Annotated in this window: 14 protein-coding genes; 8 read left to right on the forward strand and 6 right to left on the reverse strand. The window is 64.9% G+C overall.

Annotated elements, in window-relative coordinates:
• The first annotated feature begins 3 nt into the window (after positions 1–3).
• Genes IEQ11_RS12230 through IEQ11_RS12245 form a run of 4 tightly spaced genes read left to right on the forward strand, consistent with a single transcriptional unit; the run spans position 4 to position 4,667 of the window.
• The gene (locus tag IEQ11_RS12230) at positions 4–546 is read left to right on the forward strand and encodes a hypothetical protein (protein WP_191820595.1); all 543 of its coding nucleotides are present in this window, start codon (positions 4–6) and stop codon (positions 544–546) included.
• A gap of 13 nt (positions 547–559) precedes the next feature.
• Complete coding sequence (locus IEQ11_RS12235; RefSeq protein WP_191820596.1) at positions 560–1,828, forward strand: M23 family metallopeptidase; 1,269 nt, start codon at positions 560–562, stop codon at positions 1,826–1,828.
• A 56-nt stretch (positions 1,829–1,884) separates the two neighbouring features.
• Entirely contained in the window at positions 1,885–4,092 is a 2,208-nt protein-coding gene (locus IEQ11_RS12240) for an SH3 domain-containing protein (RefSeq protein ID WP_191820597.1), read from the forward strand.
• Between the two features lie 11 nt (positions 4,093–4,103).
• Entirely contained in the window at positions 4,104–4,667 is a 564-nt protein-coding gene (locus tag IEQ11_RS12245) for a hypothetical protein (protein WP_191820598.1), read from the forward strand.
• 225 nt (positions 4,668–4,892) lie between these two features.
• On the opposite strand, the gene IEQ11_RS12250 is transcribed toward IEQ11_RS12245, so the two are convergent.
• From IEQ11_RS12250 to tssJ, 6 genes are all read right to left on the reverse strand, one after another.
• On the reverse strand, positions 4,893–5,345 hold the full coding sequence (locus IEQ11_RS12250) for a hypothetical protein (RefSeq protein ID WP_191820599.1): 453 nt from the start codon (positions 5,343–5,345) through the stop codon (positions 4,893–4,895).
• Between the two features lie 80 nt (positions 5,346–5,425).
• Positions 5,426–6,421, reverse strand: coding sequence for a hypothetical protein (locus IEQ11_RS12255; RefSeq protein ID WP_191820600.1), 996 nt, complete (start codon positions 6,419–6,421; stop codon positions 5,426–5,428).
• A 3-nt stretch (positions 6,422–6,424) separates the two neighbouring features.
• Positions 6,425–9,724, reverse strand: a complete 3,300-nt coding sequence (locus IEQ11_RS12260; RefSeq protein WP_228464379.1) for a type VI secretion system Vgr family protein — start codon at positions 9,722–9,724, stop codon at positions 6,425–6,427.
• Positions 9,725–9,906: 182 nt separating this feature from the next.
• Positions 9,907–10,692 carry a type IVB secretion system protein IcmH/DotU gene (gene icmH, locus IEQ11_RS12265; protein ID WP_096414543.1) on the reverse strand — a complete coding sequence of 262 codons (786 nt, stop codon included), beginning with the start codon at positions 10,690–10,692 and terminating at the stop codon, positions 9,907–9,909.
• A complete protein-coding gene (gene tssK, locus IEQ11_RS12270) occupies positions 10,689–12,023 on the reverse strand; it encodes a type VI secretion system baseplate subunit TssK (protein ID WP_191820601.1) in 1,335 nt (444 codons plus the stop codon). The genes icmH and tssK overlap by 4 nt, the downstream gene beginning before the upstream one ends.
• A 254-nt stretch (positions 12,024–12,277) precedes the next feature.
• Positions 12,278–12,922, reverse strand: a complete 645-nt coding sequence (gene tssJ, locus IEQ11_RS12275) for a type VI secretion system lipoprotein TssJ (protein ID WP_191820602.1) — start codon at positions 12,920–12,922, stop codon at positions 12,278–12,280.
• 228 nt (positions 12,923–13,150) lie between these two features.
• Between tssJ and IEQ11_RS12280 the strand changes: the two genes are divergently transcribed.
• The 4 genes from IEQ11_RS12280 (at position 13,151) to IEQ11_RS12295 (ending at position 16,458) form a co-directional block, all read left to right on the forward strand.
• Positions 13,151–13,735, forward strand: coding sequence for a tetratricopeptide repeat protein (locus IEQ11_RS12280; protein WP_096414546.1), 585 nt, complete (start codon positions 13,151–13,153; stop codon positions 13,733–13,735).
• A gap of 42 nt (positions 13,736–13,777) precedes the next feature.
• Complete coding sequence (gene tssB, locus IEQ11_RS12285; RefSeq protein ID WP_096414547.1) at positions 13,778–14,284, forward strand: type VI secretion system contractile sheath small subunit; 507 nt, start codon at positions 13,778–13,780, stop codon at positions 14,282–14,284.
• Between the two features lie 2 nt (positions 14,285–14,286).
• On the forward strand, positions 14,287–15,780 hold the full coding sequence (tssC, locus tag IEQ11_RS12290; RefSeq protein WP_056114312.1) for a type VI secretion system contractile sheath large subunit: 1,494 nt from the start codon (positions 14,287–14,289) through the stop codon (positions 15,778–15,780).
• A 144-nt stretch (positions 15,781–15,924) separates the two neighbouring features.
• Positions 15,925–16,458, forward strand: coding sequence for an Hcp family type VI secretion system effector (locus tag IEQ11_RS12295; RefSeq protein ID WP_096414549.1), 534 nt, complete (start codon positions 15,925–15,927; stop codon positions 16,456–16,458).
• Positions 16,459–16,716: the final 258 nt, after the last annotated feature.

Raw genomic sequence — 16,716 nt, forward strand, 5'->3', positions numbered from 1 at the left:
GGAATGAGGCTTTCGTTCAAATCGTTCATGGTGGCCGCCGCGTTGGCCGCATGCGGGTGCTCCCAGGCGAAGCCGCTGGCTGTCGCGTCCGCGCCCGAGCCAGCCACGAGCCCGGCCGTCCAGCCGCAGGCATCGGCACCGCCATCGGCATCGACACCGGTGAGCTTCGAGCAAGCGGTCGCGGGATTTCCAGGCTGCGACCTGCCGGGCCTGTACATCGACCTGGAGACCGGCCAACCCGCCAGTCCGTACTTCGCCCAGCACGGGCTCGCCCCTTGCGAGACCACGGACAAGCTGACGACGTATTGCATCAAGGAACGGTTCCACGGCCTGCCGGTCGTCAGGATGGCCATTCCAAACACCACCTTCCCGGTGTTCGCGCTGTATTTCGATGCGGACCTGGCGACTGCGCGCAAAAGCTTGAAACGCGCGCTGGGTTCGGAGTTCAAGGCTTCGGGGAAATCGCGCGACGGCATCGTTCCGGAACTGCTCGCCGATCCGAAGGACGGCAAGCGATCGATTCTGGTCTGCACCAAGGAATTTTGACGGGAGGAGCGACATGCCGGCCTACAATCCAGGAGCGGGGTTCCGCGCGCGTTCGCGGTTCTTCGGCGTCCAGAAGCATCCGATCACCGGCAAGGTGAGCAAGCACGGCGGCGACGACTGGCCGGCACCGGCGGGCACGCCTATTCCCGCGGCCTACGCCGGCACCGTCAAGGCGGTGGATTTCCAGTACAACAAGGAAAAGAAAACGGGGTGGGGCTGGTACGTCCTGCTCGAGCACTCCATCGGCGGCAAGACGGTGCTCACGCGTTATGCGCACATGCGGGAAAAGTCGCCGCTGAAAGTAGGCGACAAGACGATCAAGAAGGGCGACGCGGTGGGGCTGGTGGGCAGCACCGGCGGCAGCACCGGCAACCATCTGCATTTCGAAGTGATCGTCAATGGCGTGCCGGTTTCTCCCGATTCCTTTGATTTCGGCGGCGACGGGCATGGTACGAGCGAGAAGGGGCCCTGGGCCTACCCCTTCGACGCGCAGGACAAGAAGCGTCCGATCAATCGCGGGCTGTACCTGGGTACCTCCGGTGGTGTCGCCGGCGCGATGTCGCGGGTGCACGACGGCTTCTATCCGATCGGCGTCAACGGCCTGTGGCACGGCGGCATCCACTTCGATGCCGGCAGCGGGACGGTGCTCGACCAATTCCATGGCGTGCGGTGCATCAACGACGGCGAAGTCGTCGCCTATCAGGTCAACAAGAAATATCCGGAGATCGAATTCAATCCCGGAAAGAAGCGCGCCGCGTACTCGACCGGTTTCGTTCTCGTCAGGCACCGCCTGGAGTTGCCGGAGGAAAAGCCGAAAGAAACCAAGGACGCGAAGCAGCCCGCCAAGCCGGCCGCGCAGACACCCGCCAAGCCGGGCGACAAGAAGCCGGTGCGGGCGGCGGCCGCCACCGCGAGCAAGCAGGAACCGGAAAAGAAGGAAAAGCCCAAGCCCAAGGTCCTGGTGTTCTACAGCCTGTATATGCATCTGTTGGATTGGCAGGGGTACCAGGAACTCGATCCGAAGCAGCGGCCGCGACCAACGTATTGGGGCGGCGAAGCCAAGCGCTTCCAGGTCGGCGATCGCGCCCGCGACGCGCAGGAGCTGCCGCCCGAGCCCGAGCTGCCCGCGGAGGCGGATCTGGAATTCGAAGGCATCGAGTTCCCTTATCAGAACCTCCGCCCGGGCGAGGCTTACGCCGACACCGACACCGACACCGATCGCCAGGGCGAGTGCGGCGACTGCGGAAACTGGCCGGAGCTGGACGAGGAACTGGTGAGCTGATCCTTCCCGGATCATGCGGATGCAGCCATTAACGGACTAAGGGCACAGGTCGACAGATGAGCGAAGAAGGCAAGGTCGTCGGAATCAATATCCGCCGAGAAGCGACCAGCAACAGCGACAAACTCGGCATCCTGCCCCGGGGCGCGCGTGTTGAAGTCGGCGAGCGTTCGCCGAATGGCAAATGGGCGAAGATCGCCAAGCTGCTGGAAGGTGAGATCGCGCCGGCCATCAAGGACGGCGCCGTCGATCCCGCCGCGAGCGCCGGCTGGATCTTCCTCGCCGAACTCGATCCCGAGCCCGGCGATCCCCTGGCATTCGATTCCATCGTGGTCCTGGAAAAACCCGCGCCGATCGCCGCGGGAACCCTGATCGGCTACATCGGCGAGTACCAGCAGTTCTACGATGCGCAGCCGGTGGCCAAACGCGGCTGGCGTCCTCTTCTGCATCTGGAGGTCTTCGGCGGCGACGACGTGCCGAAGTTCATCGAGGACAGCAGGCGGTACGCCGCGACGTTGCCGGCGGGCAGCGGCAGCCTGTTCGTCGTCGATGTCGGCGCGAAAATGGTCTACCCGAGCAAGCCGCAGCTGACCCTCGGCGCGGGCGAGCGCGTGGTCGAGGCCGCCGGCTCGGCCAAGGAGGGCCGCTGGGCCAAGGTCACCCGGGTCAAACTGGAATTGCGCGAACGCGAGGCGCTGGGCGCGTACAACGGCCAGACCAAGACCTACGCCAAGGGTGGCGCCTGGACCGGCTGGTTCGTAGGGGCCAAGGACGCCGACCGCACCCGTAACGAGGCGGAAGCGAAGAGCAAGAAATACACGCGTCGCGAGGTGCAGGTGCCGATGGGCGAACCGCTGTGGGTCGAACGTGCGAAATGGCGCGAGGGCACGCAGCAGGAGCACCTGGCCAAGCAACTGCCTGCCTGGAGCGCATTTCCGCTGGAGCTCAAGAACGCGCAGGCGCCTACGGTCGGCATCGCGCGCGTCCTGTCCAAGGAAGAGCTCGAATCGGTGCCGGGCGTGGACCAGGCCACCGGCCCGGACGGCACCCGCTGGTGGCGCCTTAACGCCCGCACTTCCAGCACCGAGGCCACCGGCAACATGATCGCAACCGGCTGGGTCTGCGAGAAGGGGTTGGACAAGGTGTCCTGGCAGTCGCCCTGGGCGTGGCCGGGATTCGAGGTGGTCGAGGAGGGCGGCATCGAGCCCATGGACATGCTGGCCAGCATGCTCCACCGGCTCGGCCAGGCCAAGCCGGGCGAGGGCGTGGACTTCAAGGCGCGCGCGGACAAGGTCGACAACAGCAAGCTGGTGCGCAAGCTCTATGAAATCATTGATCAGAACCGAAACGGGGTGTTCGACGCGACCGAGTTGCGCAAGGTCAACGAGCTGCCGTTGATGGCCGAATCGCTGTCGCGCCTGATCGCTGGTTACGAGACCGAATGGGGCGGCGACATGGCGAAATGGAACGCGCTCGACCCGATCATGCTCGACGGCAAGACCGAGTGGCAGGCGGAGAAGATCCGCATCGACAAGTTGCGGTGGTGGCCGCAGGTGGCCACGAAAGTGAAGGGGTTTCCCGCCAAGCCGCTTGCGTTCCACTTTCATCCCGTGGGTCTTATCGCCAACTTTCTCAACGTGGCGCGCGGCGGCGGCCTGGACGACCTGGTGCGCCGGATCGGCGACATCATCGCGCATGGCGAAGGCGACTATGAGTCCTACAACTCCGGTACCAAGGGAGTGAAAAAGGGCAAGGTCGGGCATTCATTCCCGCACCCACCCGCGGGCACCGTAACCAGCAAGACGATCAATCAGATTCTCGCCACCGATCCGTTGTCCGGCACCGACAAGGACCGGATGTTCGCGACCGGCAAGTACCAGACCACGCTCGACACCCTGCGGCTGGCCAAGACGGCGATGAAACTCAGCGGCAACGAGCGTTACGATGCGGCCATGCAGGAGCGCGTATTCCGCGAATACCTGATCTACAAGGCCGGCGGCGGCGCCCTGGCGCGATTCGTCTTCGACGGCAAGGGCACCTTCGAGGACGCGCAGTACGCGGCCGCGCAGGAGTGGGCTTCGATCGCGGCGCCGAACGGGCGGGCGATCACCAGTACGGTGAAGACCGATGAGAAGGGCAAGAAGACCATCGTCAAGCGCACCTCCGACGGAACCCTGTCCTACTACGAAAGTGCGGCAAATCACGCCAATCAGAAGTCGACGAGCAATTTGCGCGCGATACTGAAGGAAATCTCCCAGCTTCGATGATCGGGCCCGACATGAAAGCCAAGCTTGCCCTAGCCCTGCTGTTTTGCCTCGTCGCGCCCGGTTGCAGCGGGCAGGAGGGCGCCGCCGAGCGCTTGGCCGCCGAACGGCCCGTCGCGGAGCAGCCGGCCTCGGAGCCGTCGCCCATCCCGGCCAAGGTCAGGCTGGAAATGGGCTATCGCAGCGAAGGCTGTTCGTTCCAGTACAGCCCGGTGGATTTCTGCGACGAACGACACCTCGCGCTGATCGACGAAGCGATCACCAAGCGCAAGCCGGATTTCAACCGGCGCTACATTCTCTTGACCATTCCCGAATGGCCGCAGTACCACCAGAGCTCGATCGTAGCGATCGATCCGGCGACCCGTACGGCCTATCCGCTGCCGATCGATGCGTACTCCGGCCCCAAGGGTGAGTCGGGCGATCCGACGACCGTGGGCAAGCTGACCTATGGAGTGGACGGCGAGGAAGTCTGTATCGAGGGAGCTATCCTCGCCTACAAGACGATCAAGGACGGGAAGTTCTGCTTCACTTTGCAGGCAGAACGGTTCACCGGATACAAGACCGCCTACATGGAGTGATCGAAAGCCAGAAGTCGCCGCTCAGCCGTGGCCATCGCGACTTTGGCGATGGTCGAGCGGCGGGTGGCCGCAATAGGTTCGAACCGGTCAAAAAGGCGAGGCCCTACCGGTTTTCATGTGTTTATTGGTCAGCAGGTGCTACGGGGGCCTTGCGACGTTCGGTCGAAGAGGCCGGTAAGCGAACGAGGCGACCCGGAGGCGGCGCCATTCGCGACCGTCGTAGGTTTACTCCAGATGCGCGCGATGGCCGATCGGACGCCCGATGTCAGGATCTATGTCCTTCTGCGGTAGGAATTCGATCCGGATGTTTTTCCCTTGCTCCCAGTAGGCGGCGCCGCCGTCCTGCATCTGACTGCATACGCGTGCGTTCTTCTGGTCGAAGAACTTGAAGTAGAAGTTGTCCATGCCGCCGTCCCTGAACAGATCGCTGCTCGGAAGGACCTCGACCGTGTTCGAGTACTTGCCGTGGTAGAGCGGCGTCTCGCCGGATCGGGTGGAATAAACGGAAATCAGGACGTCCTGGGCGGACGCGCTGTCGATATTGAAACTGATCTTCTTCGCCTGGCCGCCTTCCGTCGCGCGCGCGACACCCTTGGAAGCCTCTTCCTTCAGCAGTTCGTCGAACTCGCCGCGGCCGAGCTGTTGGCAGCGAATGACCTGAAACTCATCCAGTTTCATCGATTTTTCCCTTGAGCATGAGATCGCCATTGTCGCCGCGAGGACGGCAATCGCAAGGCTGTGGATGGCTCGGGTCGCCGTCATTTTTTCTTGGCCTCGGCCTCTGCTTTGGCCCGTTTCGCGGATACGAATCTGCGCATGTCGGTCGGAAGTCCTTTTGGCGAATCGGCCGCGGTGGGAAAGACCCGGCCGCCCTGCTTGCGCCATAGCGCGTAGTTGTCGGTACCTTCGCCGATGGCGCCGCGTTCGAAGTAGCCGAAAATCCCGGTGGAACCATTGTCGGCCAGGCCCGGATGGGGCAACGCCTCGTGTTCCGGCGGAAGATCGACGATCAGCGTATCGTCCTTCCGCGTATCGCGCGTGGACTTCAACGTGGAGGCGATGCCGGCAGATTGCGCCTTGGCTCTGAGTACGTCGCCATAGAATGTCCGCCGCAGATAAGCATGGACTTCGATGTCGAAGTGATCGGCCAGTTTCTGCGCCAGGCTGTTTTGCGGCGCGGCCTCGCTTTCGTTGTTGAAGCCGCGTTTCCAGTCCTCGACGGATACGCCGGTGCGGCAGGCGTAGGAGAACAGCCGTCCGTCGCGGGTGAATGCGGTCGAGGATACGGATTTCATGAGTTTTTCGTCGAAATCGATAGCCGTGGCGCCGTCGTAGTTCAAGGATATCTTGCCGACGATACCGTGCGAGAAGAAGGCGACGTCCTGAAGCTTGTGATTTTCGCGGTCTTCGTTGAGCAGCGTGGCGATGTCGGCTTGCTTGGTGATCTTTTGTATCTTGCAGTTATGGTTTTGCGCCAGGTAGTCCAACGTCAGCTTTTCGAACCTGACATAGCCGTTGTCGACATAGGCCAGCGTGGTCTTGTCCGCGGTCCTGAAGAGCTGATTGTGCTTGGCGATGCGGTACGACGCGGCGATGAACATCATCTTCAGCCAGAAGCTGTCGTAGTTCATTTCGGAGCCGACGAAGATCACGTTCTCGCGAAGGGGCTTCTTGATCTCGACTTCTTTTCTTTGCTTGTTCTCGAGCGGGCTGGTTTGCGAGTCGCCCTCTTTCTTCCAGTTCGGAGTGTCCATTCTTCAGCGCTCGCTCACGAGTTCGATCTTGAGGCCTTCGACCTCGGGACTGGCGACGACATGGGTGTGCCCGCGCTCATCCGTGACGCCTTCCTCCACGGAACCGTCGGCGCGAATGATCCTGTAAGCCTCGTTGCGCAAAGGTTGCTTGGTGCGTTGATCGAGCAGGATGAATCCTTCGTCGAAACGCTTCGGCCGTGTGTCGGGCAGCTTTGCCAGCTCCGCCGCGTCGCTTTCGCCACCCTTGAATGGGTGCATCCCGGCCTTGACCGTGAAATTCCCCGGGCATTCGAAGGTGATGTTCCCGCCTTCGAGGGTGACCTGACTTTGCCCGGCCTGCAGCACGATCTTCTGCTTGGCCAGCACGTCGATGCGGTCGTCGGTGGCGGTGACGGTGACGGATTGATCGGCCAACAGCTCCAGCGTACCGACGTGGGCCTGCACGCTCAGCGGGCCCTGCGCGGCGATCGCGCGGACCGGGCCTTCCTGTGCGAACAAGGCGCTGTGCGCGCCGCTGACGGCGGCGAAGGTCTGGCCGGCGGCGAAGTGGGCGTCGTCGTGTGCGGTGATATGGCTGTGGCCGCTGGCGTAGGCTAGCGCGCTGGCCGGGGTGACGACACTGATGCTGTCGGGCGATTCGGCGACCAGCATCGCTCCGGCGAAGCGTTCGACCGGATCGCCACCGTGGCGGCCGCCGGCACCGGGTTTGCTGGCTGGTTGGCCGGCGACGTCGCCGTCGTACTTGCCGTTTTGGCCGGCGTCGACAGCGGTGACAAAAGCGGTCTGCTGTTCATTGCCTTTCAGCATTGGCACCTGGTTCTGGGTGGCGACGTCGTTGAGTATCTGCGCGGTTTTCTCCGCGCCCTTTAGCAAGGTTACCGCTTCGGCGATGTCGAACTGGGTCGAGCGCGCGTCGCGACGCGCGGTGGTGGACAACAACACGCCCTGGGCGGCGTGCAGGTTGCCCCAGCCGAGCGTGGCCAGGTCGAAGCCTTGTCCGCGCAACGCGCCGCGTTGGCCGTCGTTGTGCTGGATCAGATAGCCCAGCTCCAGCCGACTGTCGGCCAGGGTGGTGTGCAGGCGCTGGCGCAGTTGCCCGGGCGCGTCGTCGATCACCCATTGCTGGCGGCCGTTGCCGTCGAGCGATTGGGTGTGCAAGCCGCTGAGGGTGCCGATGTGGTTGGCCGCCGATTCCTGGCCGGCGGTGAACGGCGGGGCGACTTCGCCGTTGAACAACTGGCCGGTGATCAGCGGTTGGTCGATATCGGCGTGCAGGAACTCGACCAGCACCTCGGCGCCGATGCGCGGCAGCGCGTGGCTGCCCCAGTTCGGGCCGGCCAGCCATTCGGCGACCCGGACCCAGGTCCCGGAGGTCTCGTTGCCCGGCGCGTGGCCATCGGGATGAGCGCTGGAGCCGGCTTCGTTGGCGCCGCCGTAGGTCGGCGCCAAGCCGCGCTGCCAGGCGAACTGGATGCGCACCTGATGATCGCGGGTGACCGTATTGGCCGCGCTGGGCAGGCCGACCACGCGCGCGGTCTGCGCGCCCGGAGCGATCGGTTTGGGCCGCACCAGCGGCACGATGGCGGTGCCGAGCGGAACGGCCAGGAAGCGATTGCGATAACTGCCGCGTTCCAGCCCGGAGGCGTCGAGGATCGCGCTGGCGTTGGAGGTGAGGTTGTTCGCGGCCAGATGCTCGACCCGCAGCGGCACGAACGCCTGACCGGACAGGTCGGCGTGCTGGCTCAGGGTGAACGCGCGGCCCGCATCGAGGCCGCGGCCGCTGCCGGCGCCGGCGTGCAGGCGTTGCGGCAGGCGCAACGCATCCAGGCGCAGTTCGGCGGTTTTCTGTGCCTGATCGCGCTCGGCATAGCGACCGCTGCGCGGCACGCTGTAGACCTCGCGCTGCGGCAGGTTAGGCCCGGCCGCGTCGCCGATGGCGCTGGCCGAAATCGCTTCGACCTGTTCGGCCTGCCAGCTCGCGGTGCCGACCGCATCGGGCGTGGTCTGGCGCAGTTCGCTGAAGTGGCCGATCGCGTCCTCGCTTTCGGTGCTGGAGGTGCGATGGAAACGCAGCGTGTCGGGCGATGCGCTGGGTACTTCGGCCTGACGGTCGAAGATCACCAGGGTGTGGCTGGTGGCGCCGTCGCGTTGGCCCGGCTCCGAAGTTGCGTCGCCTTCGCTGTCGTCTTGCGCGTGGTCGAAACGCCAGGCCAGGCCGGCATCGGCGAGCAGGCGGGTGACGAAGTCGTAGTCGGTCTCGCGGTACTGGGTGGTGATCGCCGGCTTGGGCAGGGTCTGGGTGACGTCGAAGCGCCAGGCCGCCTGCGGATAATCGGCGAACACGCGTTCGAGCACCTGCAGCACGTCGCTGTCCTGGAAGATCAGCGCGTTGCGGCGCAACTTGAGCAGCACCAGCCAGGGTTCCAAGGTCAGCCGATAGCGCGAATAACCACCGTCGCTGCCGAGCGGCGCGGCCTGGCTGCACAGCCCGCGCCAGTGGCGATAGGAGCCGTCGGCGCGTTGCAGGCGCAGGTCGACCGGCTCGCCGATCAGCGCGGCGGTTTCCAGAAACGCCGAGGTCGAAATGCAGTCGATCTCGAAGCGGTAACTGTCGCAGACCGCTTCCTGGCCCTGGAAGCGCTCGACCAGGAACGCGCCGGGCAGGGCGGTGTCGATTTCGACCAGATACTGGCCGCCCTTGAACGCCGACGCGACGTTGCGCGCGAGCTGCTGCGGCATACGCGAGAACGCGTCCGCCTGGCGGGCGATCGGCGCGGGCATGGCGTCGTAGCGTTCGGCGTTCGCGGCGATTACCTCGTTCATCGGCGAATGCGCGCCGAACGAAGTGTCCTGCAACACCGGTGCCGCCGCGCCGGCGAGGGCGCTCTTGCCGGCGCCGATGCCCGGGTCGGCCATCTGCGCGAACGAGGTCGGCACTCCCATCGCTTTCAATGCTTCCGGCGCCAGTTGCCTGGCGACGTCCTGATGGCTGGCGCCGCGCTGCAGCGACTGCAGCACCATCGCCGCGACCGGCGCGGCGGCGGCGAGTTTGCCGAGCAGGCCTTCGGTCTGAATCGCCGAAGCGGCGACCTCGACGGTCGGCATGTCGCGGGTGATCTCCGGCAGCGCGGTGCGCGCCATCGCGATCAGCTCGTCCGACAGCGCGGTCGTGTCGCCGCCGGTGCGGGCCATCGTGATCAGTTCGTCGGCCAGGGCCGAGGTCTGCGCGAACTGCGCCAGTTCCGGCGCGGCCGACGAGGCGACGGCGCCGCCCAGGGCGAAAGGACTGTAGGGATCAGTCATGGCGCGCGACTCCCGGCGCGGCGTCGCCGCCGTCCATCAAGCGGTGTCGAGGGCGCGCGGCCAGGATCGAAGCGGCTGCGGCGGGGGCCGCGCGGAACATGCGGGCCCGGCGCGAAGGTCGACCCTGCGAGCGTGTGCGTTCGATTTTGGGGATATCCATATCCGTTTCACCAGGTTGTTCGTCAGGGCAAGGTGATCGTCAGCTGCGCTGTGTCGGCCGGCATCTGCACCACGTTGTTGTACTGCGCGAGTTGCTGATTGGTCTGGCGCGCGGCCAGCGTGCTGAAGGCCAGGAACGCCAGTACCGCGCCGACGCCGACGATCGCCACCGGCGCCCAGATCGGCGTGATCTTGCGCAAGGCGTGCTGGATGCGGTCGGGCGGCGCCCAGTGCGGCGCGAAGGGCGCGCGCTTGCCCTTGAGATAGGCGATTTCGTCGCCCAGGCGCGCGGTCAGGTAGCCGAGCTTCTCCGGCCCTTCCAGGCGGTATTTGCCCTCGAAGCCGAGCAGCAGGCAGTAGTAATAGACCTCAAGCGACGGCAGCCGCGGCGCGCCTTGCGAACGCAGCTGTTCGAGCCGATCGAAGAAGTGCTCGCCGGCGAGGTGTTCGCCGAACAGGCGCAACTGCAGCGGATTGCGTTCCCACTCTTCACGCAGTTCGGACGGCTGCGACAGCATCGCTTCGTCGAGCGCGGCGCAGAACGCGTACTTGGCCGCGTACACGTCTTCCGAGCCGATGCCGAGCTTGACCGCGCCGCGCTCGGTAGTGTCGAGAAAACGCCGGATCGATTCGACGAACGGGGTTTCCGAACTCGGCAACTGGCCGCGCTTGAGCAGCATCAGCAGGTAGAAGCCGTCGGACATCAGGTCGAGCAGGCTGCGCGCCGGCGCGCCGGCGGCCGGCGGCGCGGCCAGGTTCGGACCCAGCGACGGCATGCCTTGCGGGATCGGGGGTTGGGGATAGTTCATGGCACCAACGCAATGAGTTCGAGCTTGAGTTCACGCAGGCCGGACGGCACGTAGATCATCAGCGATTGCGATTTGATCATGCGTTCGTACAGCGGCCCGCGCGGTTCGATGGCGAAGTAGTAGCTGCCCGGGCGCACCGGAATCGCCGCCGGCACTTGCGCGGCGTGGGCGAGCTTGAGACCCGGCAGCGCCGACAGCACGCACTTCTCGACATCGTCCGGCGCGCCGACCTTGAAGCGCACCGGGATGGTCTGGATGAGTTCGGGACCGGGGATATCGGCGGCGACGCCCAGGTAGAACACCGATTTTTCGTCGATACGCTGCGAGTCCAATCGGCCCAGGTGGAACGACGGCTTGACCTCCGACAACGCGATCTGGAAGTAGCGCGCCGAGATCACCGTATCGAGCAGTTCGCGGATCATGTCGAACAACCGCTCGAACCCGGCCTCGGGTTGCGCGTGCGCGTAGTGGGGCAGGTCGCTGAGGCTGTAGATCTTGGAGAACGTCAGCAGCGAACCGGCCAGCCGCAGCAATTCCTGATGCAGGCGTTCGGGGTGCAGTCCGGGATGACGGAACAGGTGCGAGAGCGCGGCGAACGAGCTGTTGACCGTATGCAGCAGCCAGAACGAGGCGATGTCGCCGGAACGGAATTCGATGATGTGCTGCGACGGCTCGCGGTGCAGTCCGTACAGCGCGTCGGTCTTGGCCTGCAGCGAATCGAGCAGGCGCCGCAGCTGCGCATGCAGTTGCGTCGACGAGGCGATGCTCAGCGACGGCGCCAGGAACGCGTCGTCGAATTCGAAACCGCCGGTGGAGGTACGGCGCACGCGCGCGACCGGCACGGTCACGTAGGGATCGCGCGGTTCGTCATCGGTGAGCAGGCGCACGCTCTTGCGCAGGTAAGCCAGTTCGGCCTCGCTGGCATCGGTGTACAGGTCCAGGGTCGGCTGGTTGTGCTGGGTGAAGCGCGCCGATGCGCCGCTGCCGCCATCGGCGCAATTGCCGCCGTGTTCCTTGAGCAGGGGCAGGGCGAGGTGGATCGTGGTCGACTGCACGCCGGCCGGCAGATCGGTCAGGCTGACCGCCTCGGGCAGTTCGTCGTCGCCGGGCGCGGCGTAGCTTTCGCCGTCGGGGAAGATCGCCGACAACTGCAGCGCGCGCAGGGTGCCGCTGGCGAGGCTCTGGACATCGAAACGGGCCTGGCGCAGGCCCCAGGCATACGGATGCAGCGCCGTGGAGAGGTCCTGCAGACGCCCCTCGTGGTACGCATCCTGACGCTGAAAATGCTGGGGGCGCAGGAACAGGCCCTCACCCCAGAAAACCTTGGACATCCGACTCACGCGTGCCTCGCTGCAATCCATTGATGACGACCGTCGGGGGCGAACCAAGCCTCGGACCAGCCCTGACCGACGGGTGGTGGGACGGGCCGTCGCTCGGCAAAAACGCCGGAGCGAAGGGCATTGGTTCGTTTAACGCCTGCCGCCCCTATCCATTGGGTGACCCTGGGCGACAGGGCGAGGGTACTACAACTGGTACGAGCGTACTTCCGACCACCGGCCGCGATGCCGCGGCCGGGGCGCCCGGTTCAGCGACGCGGCTTGGTGCAGTTCACCGACGACAGCGAATTGGCCGCCGACGACAGGGTCGTGGTCAGGGCCGGGGTGTCGGTCGCGGTCATCGCGCAGGCGTGCAGGCCGATGGTGATGCCGTCCTTGATCGCCTTGCGGCTGTCGAAGGAAAACCGCCAGCGGCTCGCGGCCGGGCTCCTGAACAGCGCGACCACGCCCAGGTGGCTGGCCGAGCCGGGCAGCTTCTGCTGGACTTCGTGGCGCTGGCCCGGGGTCATCAGGATCTCGTTGACCTCGATCAGGTCGCTGCCGAGAGCCTCTTTCTCGCGGGCCTCGTCGAGGAAGGCCTCGAACGGCGCCTGCTCGAAGCGCTGGGTGTCCTTAAGCTGGTAGATCCGCACCACCAGGGCCAGGGCTTTCTTCTCGGTGCCGGCGTTGAGATTGTCGCCGGCATACAGGCGAAGTGGGACGGAGTACTCGGTATTGATGTCCGGAGCGGACGGCTTCTTGAGCCCGAACGCTTCCATGCTCTTGCCCATCGCCTCCTTGACGCCGCCCGGGGCGGAGCATCCGGCGCCGAGCAGGGCCGCCGCGGCGAGCAAGGCCGGGGCCAGCGTGCGAAAGCCGGCGGGGCGAACCCGAGTGGGGGAAACAGTGTCCATATCGCGTCTTGCTCCATGTCGTCTTGCACAGGGGCTCATGCGGTCACGCCGTCCCCTGCCACCGGCGTGAAGTGCTTCCAACAATCAAGATGCTAGTTCCCGGTCACCTTGACGACCGTGACAAAGGCTACTATACCGGCCGAAGGTGTAAACCAGACTCGCCAGCGACCGGAATCGGGCGACGTCCGCACCTTGCTACATGAGCGCCGACAAGGAGAGTACAGCCCCATGAAATACGTTTCCCCCACCGCAGCAAACCGTTGGCTCATCGCCATCTTCTTCGCCACCACCCTGGCTTCCTGCGCCAGCGGCGGCGGTTCCAAAAAAGCCGGCAACGACTACGCCACCTTGCTTCGCAACGCCGAGGCCCAGCTTTCCGCCGGCCACGTCGAGCAGGCGCTGGTCGGATTCAACGCCGCCTCGCAGGCCGACCCGACTCGCAAAGAACCCTGGCTGCGCAGCGCCCAGCTGCAGTTCGATGCCGGCAACTACGGCCGCGCCATCGTCGCCGCCGAAGAAGTCCTCAAGCGCGATCCCAGCGACAAGATCGCCGACAGCGTACTCACTGTGAGTGGATTGCGTGTGGCTTCCAAGTCGTTGGCCCGACTGCAGGGCAACGGCGCGTTGTCGTCGAGCAGCGCGCAGAAGGAAGCCAGGGATCTGGTCACGACCCTGCGCAACACCATGGGCAACGACTTCGTCGCCGGCGAAGAGGCCAAGCCGGCCCGCCCCGCGCCCAAGCCCGCCCCGCGCCCGAGCAAGAAGCCCGCCACGCCGGCCGCGCCGCCCAAGGACGACAACCCGTTCAATTAATGCAGTAACACGGTCAGGCGATAACGCCATGGAGAAGATGTGATGGCCAAGAAGGAAAGCATTCAAAAGCGGCTGCAGAAAGTCCGGCCGCCTCGGGTTCAGTTGACCTACGACGTCGAGAAGGGCGACGCGATCGAACAGAAGGAAATTCCGTTCGTGGTCGGCGTATTGGGCGATTTCAGCGGCAAGCAGGACGGCCCGCAGCCCAAGATCAAGGACCGCAAGTTCGTCAACGTCGACATGGACAACTTCGACGAAGTGCTCGAAGGCATGGCGCCGCGCGCGGTGTTTCGCGTGCCCAACAAGATCAGCGACGCCGGCGGCGAATTCGGCGTGGAGCTCAACTTCAAGTCGATCGAGGACTTCCGTCCCGAGGCGGTGGTGCAGCAGGTCGAACCGCTGCGCAAGTTGCTGGAGGCGCGCACCAAGCTCGCCGATCTGCGCAACAAGCTCGCCGGCAACGAGAAGCTCGAGGACCTGCTCAACGACGTGCTGAACAACACCGAGCAGCTCAAGAAACTCGGCGCTCAGCCGAGCGGTCAGGAGTAAGCATGAACGCAACGCAAGCCGCCGGCGCCAGCGCCGCTGCCGCCGGTACCGAGGAACTCGGCCTGCTCGACCAGATCGTCGAGAAGAGCAAGGTCGCCAAGTCCGCCGCCGAGCACGAACGCGCCAAGGACCTGATCTCCGAACTCGCCCGCGAAGTCCTGGAAGGCACGGTCGTCGTTTCCGACAACCTCAACCTGACCCTCGACGCGCGCGTGGCCGAACTGGACCGGCTGATCTCCGATCAGCTCAACGCGATCATGCACACGCCGCAGTTCCAGCAGCTGGAAAGCTCCTGGCGCGGTCTGCACTACCTGTGCTCGCAGACCTCCACCGGCACCCAGCTCAAGATCAAGGTGTTCAACGCGCCCAAGCGCGAACTGGTCAAGGACTTCAAGTCGGCGATCGATTTCGACCAGAGCTCGCTGTTCAAGAAGGTCTACGAGGAAGAGTTCGGCACCTTCGGCGGCTCGCCGTTCGGCGCCTTGCTCGGCGACTACTACATCGGCCGCCAGGCCGAGGACATGTACTTCGTCGAACAGATGGGCCACGTCGCCGCCGCCGCGCACGCGCCGTTCATCTCGGCCGCGTCGGAGGAAATGTTCGGTCTGGAGACCTTCACCGACCTGGGCAAGCCGCGCGACATGGCCAAGGTGTTCGACACCGTCGAATACGCCAAGTGGAAGTCGTTCCGCGAATCCGAGGACAGCCGCTACGTCGGCCTGACTCTGCCGCGCTTCCTGGGCCGCCTGCCGTACAACCCGAAGGACGGCACCACGGTCGAAGGTTTCAACTTCGTCGAGGAAGTCGACGGCCAGGACCACGGCAAGTACCTGTGGTGCAACACCGCCTATGCCTTCGGCGCGCGCCTGACCAAGGCGTTCGAGGACTACTCCTGGTGCGCGGCGATCCGCGGCGTGGAAGGCGGCGGCCTGGTCGAGGACCTGCCGACCCACACCTTCCGCACCGACGACGGCGAAGTCGCGCTCAAGTGCCCGACCGAGATCGCGATCACCGACCGTCGCGAGAAAGAGCTCAGCGACCTGGGCTTCATCCCGCTGGTGCATTGCAAGAACACCGACTACGCCGCGTTCTTCGGCGCGCAGTCGGCGCAGAAGGCCAAGAAGTACAACACCGACTCGGCGAACGCGAACTCGTCGCTGTCGGCGCAGTTGCAGTACATGTTTGCGGTGTCGCGCATCGCCCATTACCTCAAGGCGATGATGCGCGAGAAGATCGGCAGCTTCGCTTCGGCCGGCAACGTCGAGGACTTCCTGAACCGTTGGATCGCGCAGTACGTGCTGCTCGACGACAACGCGACCCAGGACGCCAAGGCCGAGCACCCGTTGCGCGAAGCGTCGATCCAGGTATCGGAGGTGCCGGGTCGTCCCGGCGTCTACCGCGCGGTGGCGTTCTTGCGGCCGCACTTCCAGCTCGATGAGCTGTCGGTGTCCTTGCGGTTGGTCGCGGAACTGCCGGCAGGGGCCAAGAAGGGTTAGAGCAGCGCCCCGGTCGAGTGGTAAAGGGCATGGAGCCCTGATGGCACTACTTTTTTCAACTGGCTTCACATCTGGCGGTTATTCCCAATCAACGCCGAATCTCTCGGCAAACTCAACGTCTCATGGAAGATAAGGAACCTATTTATGTCTATTGGCAACCAAGAACCGAAGCAGAAGCCCAGCGTTTTCCTCAAGATCGGTCCGTTCAAGGGCGAGTCCCGCGACAACGATCACAAGGACTGGATCGAGCTGCTCGATTTCAATTTCGAGGTGACCCAGCCGCGTTCGGCCACGGGCTCCTCGACCGGCGGTCACACCGCCGCGCGCTCGGAAATCTCGACCATCAACATCCTCAAGGAAGCCGATCTGTCCTCGACGGCGTTCCTGCAGGCTGCGTCCAACGGCACCACCCTGGACAAGATGACCGTGAACGTCCGCCGCGCGGACGGCAAGGATGGCAAGGCCATCAACTACCGCGTCTTCGAGGCGATGAACATCGTCGTCAGCAAGGTGCGCACCTTCATCGGCAATAACGGTCTGTTGATGGAGGAGATCCAGCTCTCCATCGCGACCATGAAGGACACCTACACCGCGCAGGGCATCGAAGGCGGTCCGAAGGGCAACAGCACCTTCCAGTACAGCTGGTCGAAGAACACCCCGCAGTACGCAGCAAGCTAAGTTCGAGGTTGCCGTGGCCGGTGCCCGCACGGGTGTCGCGCCCATGGACGATGCAAACCGGCCGGCGGCGGATTTTTCCGCCGCCGGTTCTACATCCCGGTCGCAAGCCGCACGATCGCAAGCCGCCCGGCCGCATATGAAAGCCGCGGCAACGGATGCTCGCTGCGGGCGATGCGAACGACGCAGCAGTTCCTGGCGCAGGCCGCCGAGCGATGTTTGCGCCGATCGGCCCGCGACAGGCGACGGCCCGCAGCGCGG

This window comes from Lysobacter capsici (assembly GCF_014779555.2).
Lineage (GTDB): Bacteria > Pseudomonadota > Gammaproteobacteria > Xanthomonadales > Xanthomonadaceae > Lysobacter > Lysobacter capsici.

Coding starts and splice junctions, on each gene's coding strand:
- tssB (WP_096414547.1), top strand. CDS start 13,778: ATGGCCAAGAAGGAAAGCATTCAAAAGCGGCTGCAGAAAGTCCGGCCG.
- IEQ11_RS12280 (WP_096414546.1), top strand. CDS start 13,151: ATGAAATACGTTTCCCCCACCGCAGCAAACCGTTGGCTCATCGCCATC.
- IEQ11_RS12250 (WP_191820599.1), bottom strand. CDS start 5,345: ATGAAACTGGATGAGTTTCAGGTCATTCGCTGCCAACAGCTCGGCCGC.
- tssJ (WP_191820602.1), bottom strand. CDS start 12,922: ATGGACACTGTTTCCCCCACTCGGGTTCGCCCCGCCGGCTTTCGCACG.
- IEQ11_RS12255 (WP_191820600.1), bottom strand. CDS start 6,421: ATGGACACTCCGAACTGGAAGAAAGAGGGCGACTCGCAAACCAGCCCG.
- IEQ11_RS12260 (WP_228464379.1), bottom strand. CDS start 9,724: ATGACTGATCCCTACAGTCCTTTCGCCCTGGGCGGCGCCGTCGCCTCG.
- IEQ11_RS12230 (WP_191820595.1), top strand. CDS start 4: ATGAGGCTTTCGTTCAAATCGTTCATGGTGGCCGCCGCGTTGGCCGCA.
- IEQ11_RS12240 (WP_191820597.1), top strand. CDS start 1,885: ATGAGCGAAGAAGGCAAGGTCGTCGGAATCAATATCCGCCGAGAAGCG.
- IEQ11_RS12295 (WP_096414549.1), top strand. CDS start 15,925: ATGTCTATTGGCAACCAAGAACCGAAGCAGAAGCCCAGCGTTTTCCTC.
- IEQ11_RS12245 (WP_191820598.1), top strand. CDS start 4,104: ATGAAAGCCAAGCTTGCCCTAGCCCTGCTGTTTTGCCTCGTCGCGCCC.
- tssC (WP_056114312.1), top strand. CDS start 14,287: ATGAACGCAACGCAAGCCGCCGGCGCCAGCGCCGCTGCCGCCGGTACC.
- IEQ11_RS12235 (WP_191820596.1), top strand. CDS start 560: ATGCCGGCCTACAATCCAGGAGCGGGGTTCCGCGCGCGTTCGCGGTTC.
- tssK (WP_191820601.1), bottom strand. CDS start 12,023: ATGTCCAAGGTTTTCTGGGGTGAGGGCCTGTTCCTGCGCCCCCAGCAT.
- icmH (WP_096414543.1), bottom strand. CDS start 10,692: ATGAACTATCCCCAACCCCCGATCCCGCAAGGCATGCCGTCGCTGGGT.